This is a genomic window from Saccharospirillum sp., from assembly GCF_039982735.1.
Classification (GTDB): Bacteria; Pseudomonadota; Gammaproteobacteria; order Pseudomonadales; family Natronospirillaceae; genus Saccharospirillum.
The window spans coordinates 79,834-96,312 of record NZ_JBDWXV010000015.1; the positions used below are offsets into that span (position 1 = coordinate 79,834).

At 59.1% G+C, this 16,479-nt stretch carries 13 protein-coding genes; 3 read left to right on the forward strand and 10 right to left on the reverse strand.

Features of this window, described 5'->3' with window-relative positions; translation table 11 throughout:
* Nucleotides 1-30: 30 nt before the first annotated feature.
* Together glgC and ABJT94_RS13825 are read left to right on the forward strand one after the other, a co-directional pair.
* Nucleotides 31-1,266 carry a glucose-1-phosphate adenylyltransferase gene (glgC, locus tag ABJT94_RS13820; RefSeq protein ID WP_348476108.1) on the forward strand — a complete coding sequence of 412 codons (1,236 nt, stop codon included), beginning with the start codon at nt 31-33 and terminating at the stop codon, nt 1,264-1,266.
* Nucleotides 1,253-2,737: a glycogen synthase gene (locus tag ABJT94_RS13825; RefSeq protein ID WP_348476109.1), complete on the forward strand. Its 1,485-nt coding sequence runs from the start codon at nt 1,253-1,255 to the stop codon at nt 2,735-2,737. Before glgC ends, ABJT94_RS13825 begins: the two co-directional genes overlap by 14 nt.
* Before the next feature lie 25 nt (nt 2,738-2,762).
* Here the strand turns inward: ABJT94_RS13825 and ABJT94_RS13830 are convergent, their stop codons facing one another.
* The 4 genes from ABJT94_RS13830 to guaB all read right to left on the reverse strand — a co-directional run bounded on the left by ABJT94_RS13830 (nt 2,763) and on the right by guaB (nt 7,859).
* The gene (locus tag ABJT94_RS13830; RefSeq protein ID WP_348476110.1) at nt 2,763-3,938 is read right to left on the reverse strand and encodes an MFS transporter; all 1,176 of its coding nucleotides are present in this window, start codon (nt 3,936-3,938) and stop codon (nt 2,763-2,765) included.
* Nucleotides 3,939-4,002: 64 nt separating this feature from the next.
* Nucleotides 4,003-4,608, reverse strand: coding sequence for a tRNA adenosine(34) deaminase TadA (gene tadA / locus ABJT94_RS13835; RefSeq protein WP_348476111.1), 606 nt, complete (start codon nt 4,606-4,608; stop codon nt 4,003-4,005).
* 120 nt (nt 4,609-4,728) lie between these two features.
* Nucleotides 4,729-6,306: a glutamine-hydrolyzing GMP synthase gene (gene guaA / locus ABJT94_RS13840; RefSeq protein ID WP_348476112.1), complete on the reverse strand. Its 1,578-nt coding sequence runs from the start codon at nt 6,304-6,306 to the stop codon at nt 4,729-4,731.
* A gap of 83 nt (nt 6,307-6,389) precedes the next feature.
* On the reverse strand, nt 6,390-7,859 hold the full coding sequence (gene guaB, locus ABJT94_RS13845) for an IMP dehydrogenase (protein ID WP_348476113.1): 1,470 nt from the start codon (nt 7,857-7,859) through the stop codon (nt 6,390-6,392).
* A 240-nt stretch (nt 7,860-8,099) separates the two neighbouring features.
* Between guaB and xseA the strand changes: the two genes are divergently transcribed.
* Nucleotides 8,100-9,425 (forward strand): exodeoxyribonuclease VII large subunit, encoded by a 1,326-nt coding sequence (gene xseA / locus ABJT94_RS13850; protein ID WP_348476115.1) that lies wholly within the window; start codon nt 8,100-8,102, stop codon nt 9,423-9,425.
* Nucleotides 9,426-9,502: 77 nt separating this feature from the next.
* On the opposite strand, the gene ABJT94_RS13855 is transcribed toward xseA, so the two are convergent.
* The 6 genes from ABJT94_RS13855 to der are packed head-to-tail and all read right to left on the reverse strand — an operon-like array spanning nt 9,503 to nt 16,456.
* Nucleotides 9,503-10,612 (reverse strand): lipocalin-like domain-containing protein, encoded by a 1,110-nt coding sequence (locus ABJT94_RS13855; RefSeq protein ID WP_348476117.1) that lies wholly within the window; start codon nt 10,610-10,612, stop codon nt 9,503-9,505.
* Nucleotides 10,612-13,110, reverse strand: a complete 2,499-nt coding sequence (locus tag ABJT94_RS13860) for an FtsX-like permease family protein (protein ID WP_348476118.1) — start codon at nt 13,108-13,110, stop codon at nt 10,612-10,614. The genes ABJT94_RS13855 and ABJT94_RS13860 overlap by 1 nt, the downstream gene beginning before the upstream one ends.
* The gene (locus ABJT94_RS13865) at nt 13,107-13,796 is read right to left on the reverse strand and encodes an ABC transporter ATP-binding protein (RefSeq protein WP_348476119.1); all 690 of its coding nucleotides are present in this window, start codon (nt 13,794-13,796) and stop codon (nt 13,107-13,109) included. The genes ABJT94_RS13860 and ABJT94_RS13865 overlap by 4 nt, the downstream gene beginning before the upstream one ends.
* Nucleotides 13,797-13,841: 45 nt before the next feature.
* Entirely contained in the window at nt 13,842-14,408 is a 567-nt protein-coding gene (locus tag ABJT94_RS13870) for a gamma-glutamylcyclotransferase (protein ID WP_348476120.1), read from the reverse strand.
* A complete protein-coding gene (locus tag ABJT94_RS13875) occupies nt 14,398-15,030 on the reverse strand; it encodes a hypothetical protein (protein ID WP_348483252.1) in 633 nt (210 codons plus the stop codon). The genes ABJT94_RS13870 and ABJT94_RS13875 overlap by 11 nt, the downstream gene beginning before the upstream one ends.
* Nucleotides 15,031-15,049: 19 nt before the next feature.
* Nucleotides 15,050-16,456 carry a ribosome biogenesis GTPase Der gene (der, locus tag ABJT94_RS13880; protein WP_348476122.1) on the reverse strand — a complete coding sequence of 469 codons (1,407 nt, stop codon included), beginning with the start codon at nt 16,454-16,456 and terminating at the stop codon, nt 15,050-15,052.
* Nucleotides 16,457-16,479: the final 23 nt, after the last annotated feature.

Sequence of the window (16,479 nt, forward strand, 5' to 3'; positions counted from 1 at the left end):
CAACAAGACAGACTGAAAAAGGGATACATTATGTCCGGCATACTCTCGATGATTCTGGCCGGTGGCGAGGGCACCCGCCTGGCACCGCTTACTTCGGTCCGAGCAAAACCGGCGGTACCGTTCGGCGGCAACTACCGCATCATAGACTTCGTGTTGAACAACTTCGTCAACTCGGATCTGCTGCAAATTTTCGTTCTGACCCAGTTCAAATCCCATTCGCTGATGAAGCACATGAGCCGGCGCTGGCGCGTGACCGGGCTGACCAACCGGTTCATCGACCCGATACCGGCCCAGATGCAAATGGGCAAGCACTGGTACCAGGGCACCGCCGATGCCATTTATCAGAACATCGAACTCATTGAAGGCATGGATCCGGAAGTTGTCTGCGTGTTCGGGGGCGACCACATCTACAAGATGGATGTCCGCCAGATGGTGGAATTTCACCGCGGTTTCGACGACGCCAAGCTCACCGTTGCAGCCATTCCGGTTCACATCAGCCAGGCCGACCAGTTTGGCATCATCGAAATCGATGAAAACAACAAGATGATTGGCTTTCAGGAAAAGCCAAAAAAAGACCCGAAAACCATTCCCGGCCGACCCGACTACGTGCTGGCCAGCATGGGCAACTATGTCTTCGACGCGCCCACCATGGTGCAGTGCCTGAGAGAAGACGCCGAAAGCTCCGATTCCGTGCACGACTTCGGCCACAACATCATTCCCGACCTGTACAAGGCCGGTGTGGTGTACGTCTATGACTTCTCAACCAACGTGATCCGCGGTGAGCTGGAACACACCAGCGGTTACTGGCGAGATGTGGGCACACTCGATTCCCTGTACGAAGCGAACATGGATTTGCTGGCAGTCGAGCCCCCCTTCGACCTTTACAACAAGCACTGGCCGCTGCGCAGCTACCATCCGGCCGTTCCGCCCGCCAAGTTCGTACACGACGAAGCCAACAGGACTGGCCAGGCGATCAGCTCCATTGTATCCGGCGGCTGTATCATCTCCGGTAGCATCGTGCACCGCAGTATTCTGGGCTACAACTGCCATGTTCACAGCCATGCCTATGTCGACAATTGCGTGATGATGGGCAACAACGACATCGGTCGCGGTTGCCGCATACGCCGCGCCATCATCGATAAGAACGTGAACATTGCTCCGGGTACGGTTATCGGCGAAGACCCCGAGCACGATCGCCAGCGCTTCCACGTTTCGCCGAACGGCATCATCACCATTCCAAAAGGAGCCCAGGTTGGCTTCGAATAAATCCCCCCTGAAGGTTCTAGTCATTGCCTCTGAAGTCGAGGGGTTGGTAAAAACAGGCGGGCTGGCCGATGTCGCCCGCGCCCTGCCAGCCGAGCTGGTGCGTCTCGGGCATGACGTCCGACTGATTACGCCCGCCTATGCCAAAACCCGTGCCGTCTGGTCGCAGTGGCCGCACCAGAGTCTTTGTGTTCATCTGAATGCGTTCGAGGAAACCTGGGTGGCCACCCGCACCGGCGAGCACCAGGGCATACCCACTGTGCAGATCGAGCACAGCGACAGCTTCGACCGCCCGGGTATTTATGACAACGGTGCCACGCCTTATGAAGACAACGCCCGGCGCTTTGCCCTGCTCAGCAAAGGGGCCTTGCAGTGGTGCCGCGACAACGACTGGCAACCCGATATTGTGCACGCCAATGACTGGCAAGCTGCTCTGGCCTGCTTTTATCTGGCCGAGCACTTTCGCTATGACCCCTTCTTTGCTCACAGCCGTTCCGTTCTGACGCTCCACAATGCGGCGTATCAGGGACAATGCAGCTCTGGCTGGTTACGAACTCTGGGTATTCACGAACAGTTTTTCCACCCGGGTGCCTTCGAGGACCACGGCCAGATCAACCTGCTCAAGGGCGGGATTCGGTTTGCCGATGCCATCAACGCGGTCAGCCCGGGTTACGCAGGTGAATTGCTCAGCGATCTCGGCAGCCACGGACTGGGGCCCATCTTCCGTGAACGGGCCGACGCCCTGAGCGGTATTCTCAACGGCTGTGACTATGGTCAATGGTCGCCGGAAACCGACCCGGACCTACCGACACATTTCAGCAGCCCGAACGATGGCGGTAAAGCCCGCTGCAAAGCGTTGCTGAAACAGGAACTTGGGCTTGCAGAAGGCGACGCCCCCTTGCTGGTGTCGATCAGCCGGCTGGCCGATCAGAAAGGCTTTAATCTGTTGATTCCAGCGCTGTGGGAAACCTTGCGCCGTACCGATGCCCAGGTTGCCCTGCTCGGTTCGGGCGATGTGAACCTGGCGGCCCAACTGCACCGGCTGGCACGGGAATACCCTACACGGGTCGCCTTCGTGGAGGGCTACGACAATGCCCTGGCTCATCGGCTCGAAGCCGGCGGCGACGCGTTTCTGATGCCCTCGATTTTCGAGCCATGTGGGTTGAACCAAATTTACAGCCTGCGCTACGCCACCCTGCCCCTGGTGCGGGCAGTCGGAGGCCTGAAAGACACGGTCGTCCCGCTGGCCGACGATGGCACCAATGCCAGCAAGGCAACCGGGTTCATGTTTGCCGACCCAACACCGGACGCCCTGATCAGCGAATTGCACCGTTTGATTCGTGTCTATCAGGAACAGCCAGAAGTCTGGCTTGGCATGCAACGCACCGCCATGAAACAGCGCTTTGAATGGGCAACAGCGGCCAAAGCCTATGTCAGTCTGTACCGAAAACTGCTGAAAGTACCCCGACATTGAAGCATGTCCATTCGCAGCTCTGGCACTACCCCTGGCTGCGGATGGGCTTGAACCCAAAATAGGCCAGCAAGGTGGCCACCAGCGCCATAGCAGCGGCAAACCAATACACAATGCCGGTGCCCTGCCACAGCCAACCGGCAATCAGGTTGCCGCAGATCAGCCCAACACCCATGCCCATCGAGACATACAGGCCCTGGCCAAGCCCTTGTCGGCTAGGAGGGAACAGCCGCCCTACCCGGTGAATCGCAACCGAGTGCACCACGCCAAACGTCAGGGCGTGCATGCCCTGAATCAGCAATGCCGAGGCGAAGCTTTGCTCCAAATTGGCCAGCAGAATCCAGCGTACCACCGTAATGCCCAGGGCAAAAACAATCAGCAGCCGCTCACTGAAGCGTTGAAACCAGCCAGCAATAAACAGAAACACCACAATTTCACATATAGAGCCGAAGCTGATCAGAAACCCGATGGTCGTTGCACTGAAGCCCCGGTCTTTCAAGAACAGATCAAAGAAAGTGTTGTAGGGCGCCAGGCCCAGTTGCCACAGAAACACAACCGCCATCAATACAACCACCTGTGGCCAGTCGATAAAGGCATTTTCAAGCCCTTTTGAGGCTTTTCTGTCTTCAGCGCGCAACCGGGTCTCTTTCGGAATAAGCCAGGTGGAGGCCCACATCAGACCACAGAGCACGGCGCCGATGACAGGTAAAATGGTGACCGGATACCGGTCCAATGCTGCACCCAGCGTCCAGACAATCACCACATAACCGGCCGAGCCCCAGAGACGGATCTGACCATAGCGGGACCGGTCTTTGCCCAGAACGTTTAGCGCCACCCCCTCCATCTGAGGTAACACCGCCGACATAAAGACGCCAAAAAGCCCGAATACCGTCAGATACCAGAAAAAATCGCCGCTTTTTAAAGCCAACAGGTAAAAAACACCCATCAGCACGTAGCCTATGCGAATCAGCGGCAGGCGCTGACCGGTTCGGTCACTGATGAGGGTAAACAGAAAGGGGGCAAAAACGTTAACACCGAAAACCGTGGCAACGATGACGCCAATTTGCTGGGGTGTCAGCCCCTGAGCGGTAAGATAACGCGCCAGATAAGGGGTAAAAACGCCGAACAACGTGAAATAGGCGGCGTACATCGGCGACAACCGTCGCGATTTCTGAGCAAAACTCAGTGTGGTGATGTCGGTCATAAAATCCTTGTCGGGAAACAAAAACCGGTTAGGGGAGGCTCGACGATAAAGGGTAAAGCGTAGATCAAGATTCGGGCTTTGCAGCACCAGCGGTCTGCTTCAGCGCCTTCTGGCGGGCACGCCGCTCGGCAAAGAAGTCAGACATCAGGGTCGAACATTCTTCGGCGAGAATGCCACCGGTCACGTCAATACGGTGATTGTAGGGGCCGTTATGCAACAGATTCAGATTGGAAGCAACCGCGCCACTCTTGGGCTCGACCGCGCCATATACCAACCGTGCTATGCGGCTGTGCACCAGCAAACCGGTGCACATGGTACAGGGTTCGACCGTTACATACAGCGTCGCACCCGGCAAACGGTAGTTCCCAACCGCGAGACACGCCTGTCGGATGGCCTGCATTTCGGCATGCTGACTCGGGTCCAGTGAACCGATCGGGCGATTATAGCCCGAAGCGATCACCTCGCCATCGAGCACCACGACCGCGCCAACCGGCACTTCGCCTTCGGCGGCTGCCAGCCGGGCCTGGCTGAGTGCCAACCGCATAGCAGACCTGTCATCCAACTTACCCGCGTCGTTACCGGCCACACTCACTACTCCCTCAATACCGACTACCGCCAACCCAGACCAGAGTAGATCCTGGCGTAAAACGATCAAACTTGACGGCGACATGCCGTGTTGCGGTGAGCTTGGCTGGTATGCTCACCGCATTCGGCTGACTACTCCGGACTGATCGGCTCGTTACCGGCGGCATTCAAACCGTTCAGTTCACGCAGATACATCAGCGATCTGTCATTCCCACTCAATGGTCGCTGGCGGCTTTCCGGAAATGTCATACACCACTCGTGAGACACCGGATATTTCATTGATAATGCGGTTACTCACCCGCTCCATCATTTCATACGGCAGGTGTGCCCAGCGGGCCGTCATGAAGTCGATGGTTTCCACCGCCCGAACGGCGATGACCCATTCATAACGGCGGCCATCGCCGACGACGCCGACGGATTTGACGGGCAGGAACACCGCAAAGGCCTGGGACGTTTTGTGGTACCAGTCGGCACGGTGCAGTTCTTCGATGAAAATAGCATCGGCTTCGCGCAGCAGGTCGGCGTATTCTTTCTTAACTTCGCCGAGAATGCGCACGCCCAGGCCCGGGCCCGGGAAGGGGTGGCGGTAGACCATGTCGTAATGCAAGCCGAGTTCCAGGCCGATTTTGCGCACTTCGTCCTTGAACAGTTCGCGCAGCGGTTCGACCAGTTTCAGGGCCATCTCTTCCGGTAAGCCACCGACGTTGTGGTGGGATTTAATAACGTGCGCCTTGCCAGTCTTTGAAGCGGCTGATTCGATGACATCCGGGTAGATTGTGCCCTGAGCCAGGAAGGCGACGTCGTGAATTTTTGAGGCTTCTTCATCGAACACTTCAATGAACTGATGGCCGATGATCTTGCGCTTCTTTTCCGGGTCGGCTTCGCCGGCCAGGGCATTCAGGAAACGTTCTTCGGCGTTAACGCGGATGACTTTAACGCCCATTTCGCGAGCAAAAGTGGCCATGACCTGGTCGCCTTCGTTCTTGCGAAGCAGGCCATTGTCGACGAACACGCAAGTCAGTTGGTCGCCAATGGCTTTGTGCAACAGCGCTGCTACAACGGATGAATCCACACCGCCGGACAAACCCAGCAGTACATGCTGGCTTCCCACCTGTTCGCGCACCTTGTCGACCAGATCGTCGATGATATTGGCGGGTGTCCAGAGCGCATCAAGGCCACACAGGGTTCGCACAAAACGCTCCAGAATTTCCAGACCTTTCAGGGTGTGGGTCACTTCCGGGTGGAACTGGACGCCGTAGAAGCGGCGCTCATCGTCGGCCATACCGGCAATGGGGCAGCTTGGGGTCGAGGCCATCAGCGAGAAGCCTTCCGGCATGGCGCTGACCTTGTCGCCATGGCTCATCCAGACATCCAGAAAGCTCAATTCGCCTGAGTTGCGATCGTTCAGGCCATCGAGCAGGCGTGAAGCGGTATCGACCTGCACCTCGGCATAGCCGAACTCCTGTTCTTTGGACCCAATCACCGAGCCGCCCAGCTGTTCGGCCATGGTTTGCATGCCATAGCAGATACCCAGCACCGGCACGCCCAGTTCAAACACGGCCTGGGGCGCGCGCGGAGAATCCTTGGCGTGAACCGATTCCGGGCCGCCAGAAATGATGATGCCGTTCGGGTTGAACTCGCGGACTTCATCATCGGTCATGTCGTACGGGCGGATTTCGCAATAAACGCCAATTTCGCGCACTCGGCGGCCGATCAACTGGGTGTACTGGGATCCGAAATCGAGAATGAGGATGTTCTGGGCATGAATGTCGAGGTGGCTCATGGCGGGTTCCGGCTGGTTGTTCTGAATGAGGTTTGATTCGAATTAAACAACAAAGCGGCCCGCGGGCCGCTCTTGAGTCGGGCTTAGCTGACCCGGTAGTTCGGCGCTTCTTTGGTAATCTGCACGTCGTGAACGTGAGATTCCTTGATGCCCGCCCCGGTGATCTGCACAAACTCTGGTTTAGTGCGCATCTCTTCGATGGTACGGCAACCGGTATAGCCCATGGAGGCACGAAGCCCGCCCATCAGTTGGTGCACAACAGCGTGCAGTGGTCCTTTTACGGCGATACGACCCTCAATACCCTCGGGGACCAGTTTTTCAACGCCGCTTTCCACGGTCTGAAAATAGCGATCACTGGAGCCCTGAGACTGGCCCATGGCACCAATGGACCCCATGCCGCGGTAGCTTTTGTAAGCCCGGCCCTGGAACAATTCCACTTCACCCGGAGATTCATCGGTACCGGCAAACATGCTGCCGGCCATGATGACCGAGGCACCAGCAACAATAGCCTTGGCCAGGTCGCCTGAGAAGCGGATACCGCCATCGGCGATGACCGGGATGCCTTTATCACGCAACACGGCAGACACATTGGCAACCGCTGACACTTGCGGCACACCGACGCCAGCGACGATGCGGGTCGTGCAGATAGAGCCCGGGCCGATACCGACTTTTACGCCGTCAGCTCCGGCTTCCGCCAGGGCGAGCGCAGCGTCAGCCGTAGCAATGTTACCGCCAATGACGTCAACCTGCGGGTAGTTTTCCTTAACCCAGCGTACCCGGTCGATCACACCCTTTGAGTGACCATGGGCGGTATCGACCACGATGACATCGACTCCGGCACGCACCAGGGCGTCAACCCGGTCGGGTGTTTCCGGACCAGTACCAACAGCGGCGCCGACGCGCAAGCGGCCATCTGAATCCTTGCAGGCGTTTGGATAGGCTTCGGCTTTATTGATGTCTTTCACCGTCATCAGTCCGCGAAGCTGGAAATCGTCATCAACGACCAGCACCTTTTCAATGCGGTATTCATGCAACAGATCGCGTACTTCCTGGGGGCTGACCCCTTCTTTCACTGTTACCAACTGATCGCGCCCTGTCATGACGGTTTCAATGCGGGCATCCAGGTTCTTTTCGAACCGGACATCACGGCTAGTGACGATGCCTACCAGATCGTCGCCTTCCATCACCGGAACGCCGGAGATGTTGTTCTCCCGGGTCAGTGCCAGCAACTCACGCACACTGGCTGATTTATCGATGGTGATGGGATCGCGTACTACACCTGCTTCGAATTTCTTGGTCAGCCTTACCTGCTGGGCCTGCTTTTCTATAGTCATGGCCTTGTGGATGATGCCGATGCCACCTTCCTGGGCCATGGCGATGGCCAGACGCGCTTCGGTTACGGTATCCATGGCAGAAGACACCAGAGGAATATTAAGGCTGATGTTGCGGGTTAACTGGGTTTTGAGCGTTACATCTTTGGGCAATACCTCGGAATAACCGGGTACAAGCAAGACGTCGTCAAAGGTTAGGGCGGTTTCGGCAATGCGCAACATGGTGGACTTCCCTCCGGGGTGTGTGGGAAACGACCTGATTAGCATCAGGTCCGAGTTGCGGCGGCATTATAACCAGTTTTGCCTGCAAACAAAGTTTTGTGGTTAAATAACGCGCTTATATACCGTACCTTAATGCGGTCGCGGTAAATGCACCGGGTTCTTTCCGGCCTGCCCTGCCTGTTCACGCCCTGTCAGAGGGTGGTTTTGCCTGGTTAGACCCGCCTTCGGATTCCATTGTTCATGAGCCTTGCCGAGCCAAATGCCCCCCTGACCGTCAGCCAGCTTAACCGCCAGGTGAAATTTTTGCTGGAAACCCAGTACCCGGCCGTACCGGTCACGGGCGAGCTGTCCAATGTCTCGCGCCCGGCGTCGGGCCATGTGTATTTCACCCTGAAAGATCAGGGCGCCCAGATTCGCTGCGCCCTGTTCAAGTCGGTTCTGGCACGCTCGGCCTACAAGCCCAAAGAAGGCGACCAGGTGCTGCTGCGTGGGAAACTGAGCCTCTATGAAGGCCGTGGCGATTACCAGATCATCGTGTCCAGCATTCAGCCGGAGGGCGAAGGTGCCCTACAGGCGGCCTTTTTCAAGCTGAAAGAGAAACTGGAACGTGAGGGTCTGTTTGCACCCGAGCACAAGCAACCCCTGCCAGCGGTCATTCACCGCGTCGGCATTGTCACCTCCCGCACCGGAGCAGCCCTGCATGACATTCTGACCGTGCTGAAACGTCGCTTTCCGGCGATCAGCGTGATTCTTTACCCGGTTCAGGTACAGGGTGCCGAGGCCCCAGGGCAGATCATCAACGCCATCGAAACCGCCAACCGGCTGAACCAGGTCGACGTGCTAATTGTGGGCCGTGGCGGTGGTTCACTGGAAGATTTGTGGAGCTTTAACGACGAGGGGGTGGCACGGGCTATGTTTGCTTCACGCCTGCCCATTGTCTCGGCCGTTGGCCATGAAGTGGATGTGTCGATCAGTGATTTTGTGGCCGACGTGCGGGCCGCGACCCCGTCGCAGGCGGCCGAACTGGTCAGCCCGGACCAGGCCGACCTGTATGGCCAGATCAGCCACCGGCGCGACCAACTGGTACGACGCTGGCTGACCATCAGCCAACATGCTCAGCAACGCCTGTCACATTTGCGCCAGCGCCTGCGCGACCCGGGTACCCTGTTGCGCGAATGGCAACAACGGCTCGACGACCGCGAGCGGCGCCTGGTTCACGCCTTGCAAAACCAGCAAAAACTGCGCAGCCAACGCTTCGAGTCTCTGGAGAAACGTCTGCACCGGGCCAGCCCGCTGACGCAGTTGAAAGCCGATCAACAGAGACTGGGCCAGTGGAGGCAGCGGTTGCAACGACTTGGCTTGGAACAGTTGAAACCGCGTCGGCAGCAACTGGCCACGCTGGCTGGTCAGCTAAACACGCTCTCGCCTCTGAATACTCTGGAGCGCGGTTACAGCATTACCCGGGCAGAAGATGGCAAGGTTATTCAACAGGCCAGCCAAACCAAAAGCGGAGACCGCATCACCACCCTGTTGCGTGATGGTACCTTGACCAGCCGGGTGGAATAGGCACCTAACTCCAGTTTCGGAGCTCGGACACCTTCGGATGGCAAGCGTCCGCGGCGGCTACTTTGATACTGGAATTCCTAATAGCCAGTCATTTCCAGATACCCAACTCCGCTTGAGCTGCCTTCAACGCTGACAGGCCCTTCCCAATAGGGCACCAGCGTCGCCAGCCAGCTATCGGCTTCGCGCGCCCGGACCGTCCAGTAGGCATCCTGACCGGGCAATTCAATTCGCCAGACAAGTGGCAGGGATTTTCGGGCATCTTCGCCCTGGGCCACGACCACCTCACCCCACTCTAGCGGCTCAACCAACAGGTCACCTTCTTCTAGCGACCGCGATTGACCGTCAGCATCGATCCAGGTACCCCGAACATAAGGCACGCCGTCTTCCTGACGCAGATGAAACGCCATCAGTGACGCACCATCGTCAAACTGAAGTGAGAACCAGTCCCAGCCCAACTGGTCCGAGGCCAGCGGTTGTGAACTCCACTCCCGGTCGAGCCAGCCTTCGCCCGACAGCGGGATTGAGGTGCCATCGATCGTTACCTGGCCGGTAATCTGCAATCGCGGCTGACTGTAGTAGTAACTGCCCTGCCCCTGACCGGATTTCTGGCTGAAGCCGTTATCGCCATGCAACACCCAGGGCTGATCCGCCCGCCAGTCCAAGGTCAGGTTCATATCATTCACCGTGCTGGTCAGGCTGCCCGGAACGGGTGAGTCGCTTGTGCCCAGCAATTGCCAGTCATCCAGCCAGGCATCAAACCGGCCTTCAGCAGTGATACCTACGCCTGCCTGCCCTATGCCACCGCGGGAAAAACGCTCTTCGTAGTCATGACCACTGGGTGTGTGTATCGCCGAATGAGCCATCCACATCTGGTTACTGATCCAGCCCTCAGCGTCGCTGCCGGGCCGAAGTGCGGTGCGAAACAGAGTCCAGTGCACGCCGTAGGGGCGGCCCTCGGCATCGGTCAGGTTGGCGGTCAGGTACCACCATTCTATGCGGTAATCCGGGTGTGCCAGATGGTCTTCGGGAAAGCGGATAGGCTGACCGGGCTGGGCAGTCTGGTAGCCTTCGCCACTGGCGCGCATGATATCCAGGGCGGCACTTGGGTCGGTCTCCCGGCTTTCAGCCGTGACCAGAGGGGCGACACTGAACAGTGCCACAATCACGGTTAATCGCAATAATCCCATCAGGCGGCATCCTCTCCCAGGTGTTTCAGAGCCTGCGGTAACCTCAGCCGTGCCTGCACGGCGCTGATTGCAAAGGTAAAGCCGGCCACCAGTAACGTCAGCCAGAACAACGACCGGGCTGGTTCGAATCGCCAGATCAGCGGCATGGTCCAGCCGAAACTCAGCACATTGAGATCGTAGATCAGCAAACCGGCCAGCAGGGTGCCCAGCGGAATCGACAGTAGCCAGGTTACCAGTAGCCCAATGCCCAGCGGTAGCCCGGCGATCAGTAGCCACTCCCGGTTGCGCACCCCCATGCTGCGCCAGTGGGCGTAACTGGGCAGGCGTTGCTGGTGAATGGCCAGCAGCGAGGCCAGCAGCGCGATGCCGGCCACGGTAAAGGTCAGGGCATTAATGGCGGCGGTCATGGCGAAGGTGCGGTCGAACACGCGCAGGGAAATGGCCAGTACATCCTCGCGCCGGGTCCAGTCACCGGGCCGGGCACCGGCCTCTATCAGTGCCGCTTCGGCGCTGGCGAGGGCGTCAACATAGTCACCGAGCCAGAGCCCCAGACCCTGCTCACCGGCGTTCGGCCAAAGCTCGGCGACACGCTGGTACGGCAAATAAAACTGGTAAGCCGGGTTACCATAATCGTGATAGAACCCCACTACTTCAAAGGCGACGGTTTGCTGCCCCACCGGTATCTGCACTGTTTCACCCAGATCAATGCCCGCCAAATAGCGCACCTGTTCATTGGCCAGCACAACGCCCGGTTCGCCGTCGAACCAGGCCGGTGACCGGTCTGTTTCAGCGGCCAAGGGCAATGCCCGGGTATCGGAGGTGTCGGTGTTCAGGCCGCGAATCTGGGTCGGCCGGTTTTGCCAGCGCACGGTAAGGCCATTGCGGCGGTGCGATTCGACCAGCCAGTCGCCGGGGTTAGCCAGTAAGGCGTCGATATCGAGGGTGTCGCTTTGCACGAACAGATCGGCGGCCAGGCGCTGTTGCAGCCAATCACTGAGCGAGGTGCGAAAAGAGTCGACCAGAGAGTCGACACCGAAGTTGGCGGTCAGCGCCAGCAACAACGCCATCAGCGCCGTACGCAGTGTCCCCAGTTGCGCCAGTCCCTCGCCGCAAGCCCAATTCATACGCCAGGCTGAGTCCGGCAAAGCACGCTGCACCCCCCGCAAGATCAACGCAACCGTCCAGGGCAATAAGCCCGCCCCGGCAAACAGAATCAGCGCCAGCACGGTAAACCCCATGGCGATGGAAGTGAGCTGAAAATAGAGCCCCAGGGCGAGTAAGGCCAGTACCAGACTGCCCAGCGCCAGTCGGCCACGGGCTCGCTCATCCTGCTGCCATTGCGACGGTTCGTCGCGCTGATCCTGCAGCGACCGCTGCGCCTGGCGCCATAGAGGCCAGGCCAGCGCAAGCACCAGGCCGGCTGAGGTCAGCAGCCAGGCCTGCAGCACCGTCACCGGTTGTACCAGCAAGGTGTAATCCAGCACCGCACCGTAGAGGTTTTGCAACGTCGCGGCGACCGACGGCAGCAACAGCTGGCTCAAGCCATACCCCAGCCCCAGCCCGCCCAAGGTTCCGATACCGCTCATTACCAGGGTTTCAAGGGCAATCGCGGCCAGTAACAAGCGCTGACTGACCCCCAGTTCCCGCAACGTGGTCAGCGTATGCCGACGTGCCGACAGCGAGAAGCGCACGGCGTTGAACACAATGAAAAGCCCCACCGCAAATGACAACAAGCTCATTGCCGCCAATTGCGTATGCAGACTTTGGGTGAGTTCGGTCAGGTCAAGCCGTTGCTGGTTGGCGACCAGTCTCAGATCCGGATTCAGGGCGGTAAGGTCCTGGCTGAGACGATCAGCGGCATCGCCGGGCAGCTCGGCCACGACCAGATAGCTGAGGTGAGACCGGTCAAGCAGGGTCAGCGCCGCACCAACGTCCATAAAGACTCGCAAGCCCTGCTGTTCACGGCTGAATACCCGGGCCGGTGGCAATGCCTTACCTGAATTCAGGGTCAGCCGGTCACCGTCCTCCAGCCCCAGTTGCTGAGCCAGGGTTTCCGGGTACCAGGCTTCATGAGGCGGAGTGACCAGTTGCATCCAACCACCGGCCGGTAACCCGGTCGCCGTACCCGCCTCTTCATCCGGCAAGGCAAGCAAGTCAGTCGCGATCAGGTTAATGACCGACTGGTCGGCGGTGGTCAGGCGCTGCTCCAGAATCGGGAAGACAGAACGCCAGCCCAGGCGGCGCAGGTTCACGTAATCGTCCACCGACACCCCGTCGCCACTAACAGATCGCACCCAATGGCTAGCCTGAGCACCCAGTACCTGATCGGCTTCGGCGTAACTGGCCCGGGCATGTGCATTGATAACCTGAACCGCCGACCAGAGCGCAACACCGGTTACCAGCCCGGTGAGCAGAAACAGGGTTTGCAAGGGGTGCCGGCGGTGATGGCTCAGCAGGGTGATCAGAACGCGCAGCAGCCGGGTCAGCGTCCCGGTCACAGGGCTGGCTCCTGGCTGAGCCGCTCATGGTATTGATGCAACTGGCCATGCTGCAGGCGCCATTGTTCATCCAGAAAACCGGCCATATGGGCACTGTGGGTGACCATCAGCAGGCTGCTGCCCGTTTCACGCACCAGCTCGACCAATACGCCCATAACCCGTTCGCTGGTGGCCTCATCAAGATTGCCGGTGGGCTCATCCGCCAACACGAGGGCAGGCCGGTGCAGTAACGCCCGGGCGATGGCGACCCGCTGCTGCTGTCCGCCGGAAAGCTGATGCGGCAAGCGCCGGATCAGGTCAGCCAGGCCGAGACGGTCAATCAGATGATCACGAAACGCCGGATCGAGGCGCTGGCTCAGTCGGGCTTGCAGTTGAAGGTTATCGAGAACGGTCAGAGTGGGAACCAGATGGTATTGCTGAAAAATGAGGCTGAGCCGGTCGCGTCGCAACGAGTTCCAGTCGCCGGCACTCATGCTCAGGCTGCTGTGCCCGTCGATCACCAGTTCACCGGAATCGGGCGTGTCGAGCCCCGCGACCAGATGCAGCAAGGTGCTTTTGCCACTGCCACTTTCGCCCAATAGCGCGGCCGAGCGCCCGGCCGGCAGGTGAAAATTGGCGCCACTGAGCACGGTGACGTCGCCATCGGGCTGGGCGAATTGTTTGACGACCTGGTTGAGTCTGAGCATGAACCTCACCGGCATTCGATGAACGGGGTTATTCGATAAACACAGTTATTCGAGCAATTGCCTGACCTGGATGGCCAGTTCGGCCACATGGGCGTCACTGGCGCCCAGATCCATCAGGGCCTCGTCGAGTTTTAACAGGTACTCGGCATTGGCACCCGACGGCCCATGGCTGAGGGCGATCTGGCGTGCCATCTCGGTCAGTGAGGCCGGGCCCAGAAAGGCTGCATTGGTGTCGCTGGCTACATAAACCAGGCCTTCTGTCTGCTGGCCATCGCTGAACGTCATGGGCGTGAAGAAGCGCAGGTAGCCATTTTTTTCACGCACGTCCAGATGCGCAAAGGTGTCGGGCGTCACCCGATAGGCCAGGCCGTGGCAAACCGCATTAGGTGCTTCGATCAGTGTGACCACTCGGCCGGGCGCTTCCGGCGTGCCACGATGATCGTGGGAACCTTGCCAGAACCGGCGCGCCCAGCCACGGATACTCGCAGGCCGGCATTCCAGATACGGAAAGTCGACCTTGTACAGCAAGGAGCCATAACCGAACAGCCAGACATCGTCGAGGTGGTCGAGCGGCGTGTTCTGCTGATTCAGGGCGATGGTGTCATTCGACATGGGCGGCGGCCAGTTGTTCCGTTAGCACGTGTTCACACTGGTCGAGTTGCTGCTCTCTTTCAACCAGTGCCGCGGCGACATCATCCGGCAAGCCAGCCAGGGTGGTTCGCCATTGGGCGGTAAACACCCGGCGTGACAGGCTGATCAGCCGGCCCGTGGTCTGGGCCAGTTGTTCACGCAACCGCCCGCCCCGGTCCAGCGCTTCCAGCGCCCGGGTACACTCTTGTTCCAGGTTGTTTATGCGCGCCAGCTGCGGTTGCAGTTGCTGCCACTGGGCCGGTGTAAGCGCATCGAACCAGCGGCTTTCACATTGCAGGGAGGGAATGCCCATCAGGTAGGTTTGCAGGCCAGCGTAGTCCCGTGGGACGCGTTCCGACTGACTGCACAGCTTGTTCAAAAGCCCCGGGTGCAATTGCCGGTTTTCGGTCACCAGGGCTGAAAGCCGGGTTTCACACGCGGCCAACTCTGCAGAGGCTTCTGTGCCGGGCAAGGTCTGATACCGCTGCAACAGGTAGCGGGGATAGCGGTCGAGCGTGCGCAGCGGGGTTTCGCTGAGCACGGCAAGCTCCTCATAGCAGCGCTCCAGCTGAGCCGGCGCGTCGGCAAGAGCCACCGGCGCCATACTCAGCAGCGCCAGGCTGCTAGCGACGAGCGCGCTGAGTTTTCTTGGTCGTTTGCTTACCACCGCGTCCACCCTTGGGACCAAAGCCGGAAGGCTTGTTGGCGTAGGGGTTCTCGCCCACCTTGAATTCAAACCGGATCGGCGTACCGCGCACTTTCAACGCCTTGCGGAAGGCGTTTTCCAGATACCGCTTGTAGCTGCCCGGCAAATCGCCCAACTGGTTACCGTGAATCACGATGATCGGCGGGTTCGAGCCACCCTGGTGTGCATAGCGGGGCTTGATGCGCCGGCCGCGCACCATTGGCGGCTGGTGCAGCTCAATCACCCCTTGCATGATGGTGGTCAGCTGGTTGGTGCTCCACTTGCGCCGCGCCGAATGGTAGGCCAGGTCCACCGATTTGTAGAGATGGCCAACGTTGGTGCCGTGCAGCGCCGAAATAAAGTGCATGTCGGCCCAGTCCAGAAACGGCATGCGCCGGTCGATGCTTTCCTTGATCTTCTTTTTCTCGTCTTCGCTGAGGCCATCCCATTTATTGATGGCCACCACCAGACCGCGGCCCGATTCCAGCACAAAGCCGAGCATGTGCATATCCTGCTCGACCAGCCCATCCCGGGCATCCAGCACCAGCACAACGACGTTTGCGTCCTGAATGGCCTGGAGGGTTTTGACGATGGAAAATTTTTCAACCGCTTCGGAGACACTGCGCCGGCGGCGAATACCGGCGGTATCGATCAGGGTATAGGCCTGGCCGTCGCGCTCATAGGGTATGTAAATACTGTCCATCGTGGTGCCTGCCTGGTCGTAAACCACGACCCGGTCTTCACCCATGATACGGTTGATCAGTGTTGACTTACCCACATTCGGACGGCCAACAATGGCCAGACGAATGTTGTCTTCCTCGTCTTCATCAGCGCCTTCGATGGGCTCCGGCTCCGGGAAATCTTCGAGCGCCAGCTCCAGCAAAGAACGCACACCCCGGTTATGCGCCGCGGCAATCGGAAGCGGGTCGGTCGACAAACCCAGCTCATGAAAGTCACCCAGAACCACATCGGTGTCCAGACCATCAGTCTTGTTCACCACCAATACCGTTTTCTTGCCGGTCTTGCGCAAATGCTGGGCGATGTGGTTATCGGCTGCCGTCACACCCGCCTGGGCGTCGGTAATGAACAGAACAACATCCGCCTCTTCAATGGCAGCGAGACTCTGCTCGGCCATCTTGGCGTCCAACCCCTGCTCAAACCCACTGATACCGCCGGTATCGATCACAATAAAGGGGCGCTCACCCAACTTGCCGTCACCGTATTTACGGTCACGGGTCAGGCCCGCCCAGTCGGCCACGAGGGCATCCCGGGTGCGGGTGAAGCGGTTAAACAGGGTCGATTTACCCACATTGGGTCGCCCGACCAGGGCAATTACAGGGATCATGATGTCTTCCAGTGCCTCTACAG

Excerpts from the sequence above, each read along its gene's own strand:
- glgC (WP_348476108.1), top strand. The coding sequence starts at position 31 with ATGTCCGGCATACTCTCGATGATTCTGGCCGGTGGCGAGGGCACCCGC.
- ABJT94_RS13830 (WP_348476110.1), bottom strand. The coding sequence starts at position 3,938 with ATGACCGACATCACCACACTGAGTTTTGCTCAGAAATCGCGACGGTTG.
- tadA (WP_348476111.1), bottom strand. The coding sequence starts at position 4,608 with ATGTCGCCGTCAAGTTTGATCGTTTTACGCCAGGATCTACTCTGGTCT.
- guaA (WP_348476112.1), bottom strand. The coding sequence starts at position 6,306 with ATGAGCCACCTCGACATTCATGCCCAGAACATCCTCATTCTCGATTTC.
- guaB (WP_348476113.1), bottom strand. The coding sequence starts at position 7,859 with ATGTTGCGCATTGCCGAAACCGCCCTAACCTTTGACGACGTCTTGCTT.
- xseA (WP_348476115.1), top strand. The coding sequence starts at position 8,100 with ATGAGCCTTGCCGAGCCAAATGCCCCCCTGACCGTCAGCCAGCTTAAC.
- ABJT94_RS13855 (WP_348476117.1), bottom strand. The coding sequence starts at position 10,612 with ATGGGATTATTGCGATTAACCGTGATTGTGGCACTGTTCAGTGTCGCC.
- ABJT94_RS13865 (WP_348476119.1), bottom strand. The coding sequence starts at position 13,796 with ATGCTCAGACTCAACCAGGTCGTCAAACAATTCGCCCAGCCCGATGGC.
- ABJT94_RS13870 (WP_348476120.1), bottom strand. The coding sequence starts at position 14,408 with ATGTCGAATGACACCATCGCCCTGAATCAGCAGAACACGCCGCTCGAC.
- ABJT94_RS13875 (WP_348483252.1), bottom strand. The coding sequence starts at position 15,030 with ATGGCGCCGGTGGCTCTTGCCGACGCGCCGGCTCAGCTGGAGCGCTGC.
- der (WP_348476122.1), bottom strand. The coding sequence starts at position 16,456 with ATGATCCCTGTAATTGCCCTGGTCGGGCGACCCAATGTGGGTAAATCG.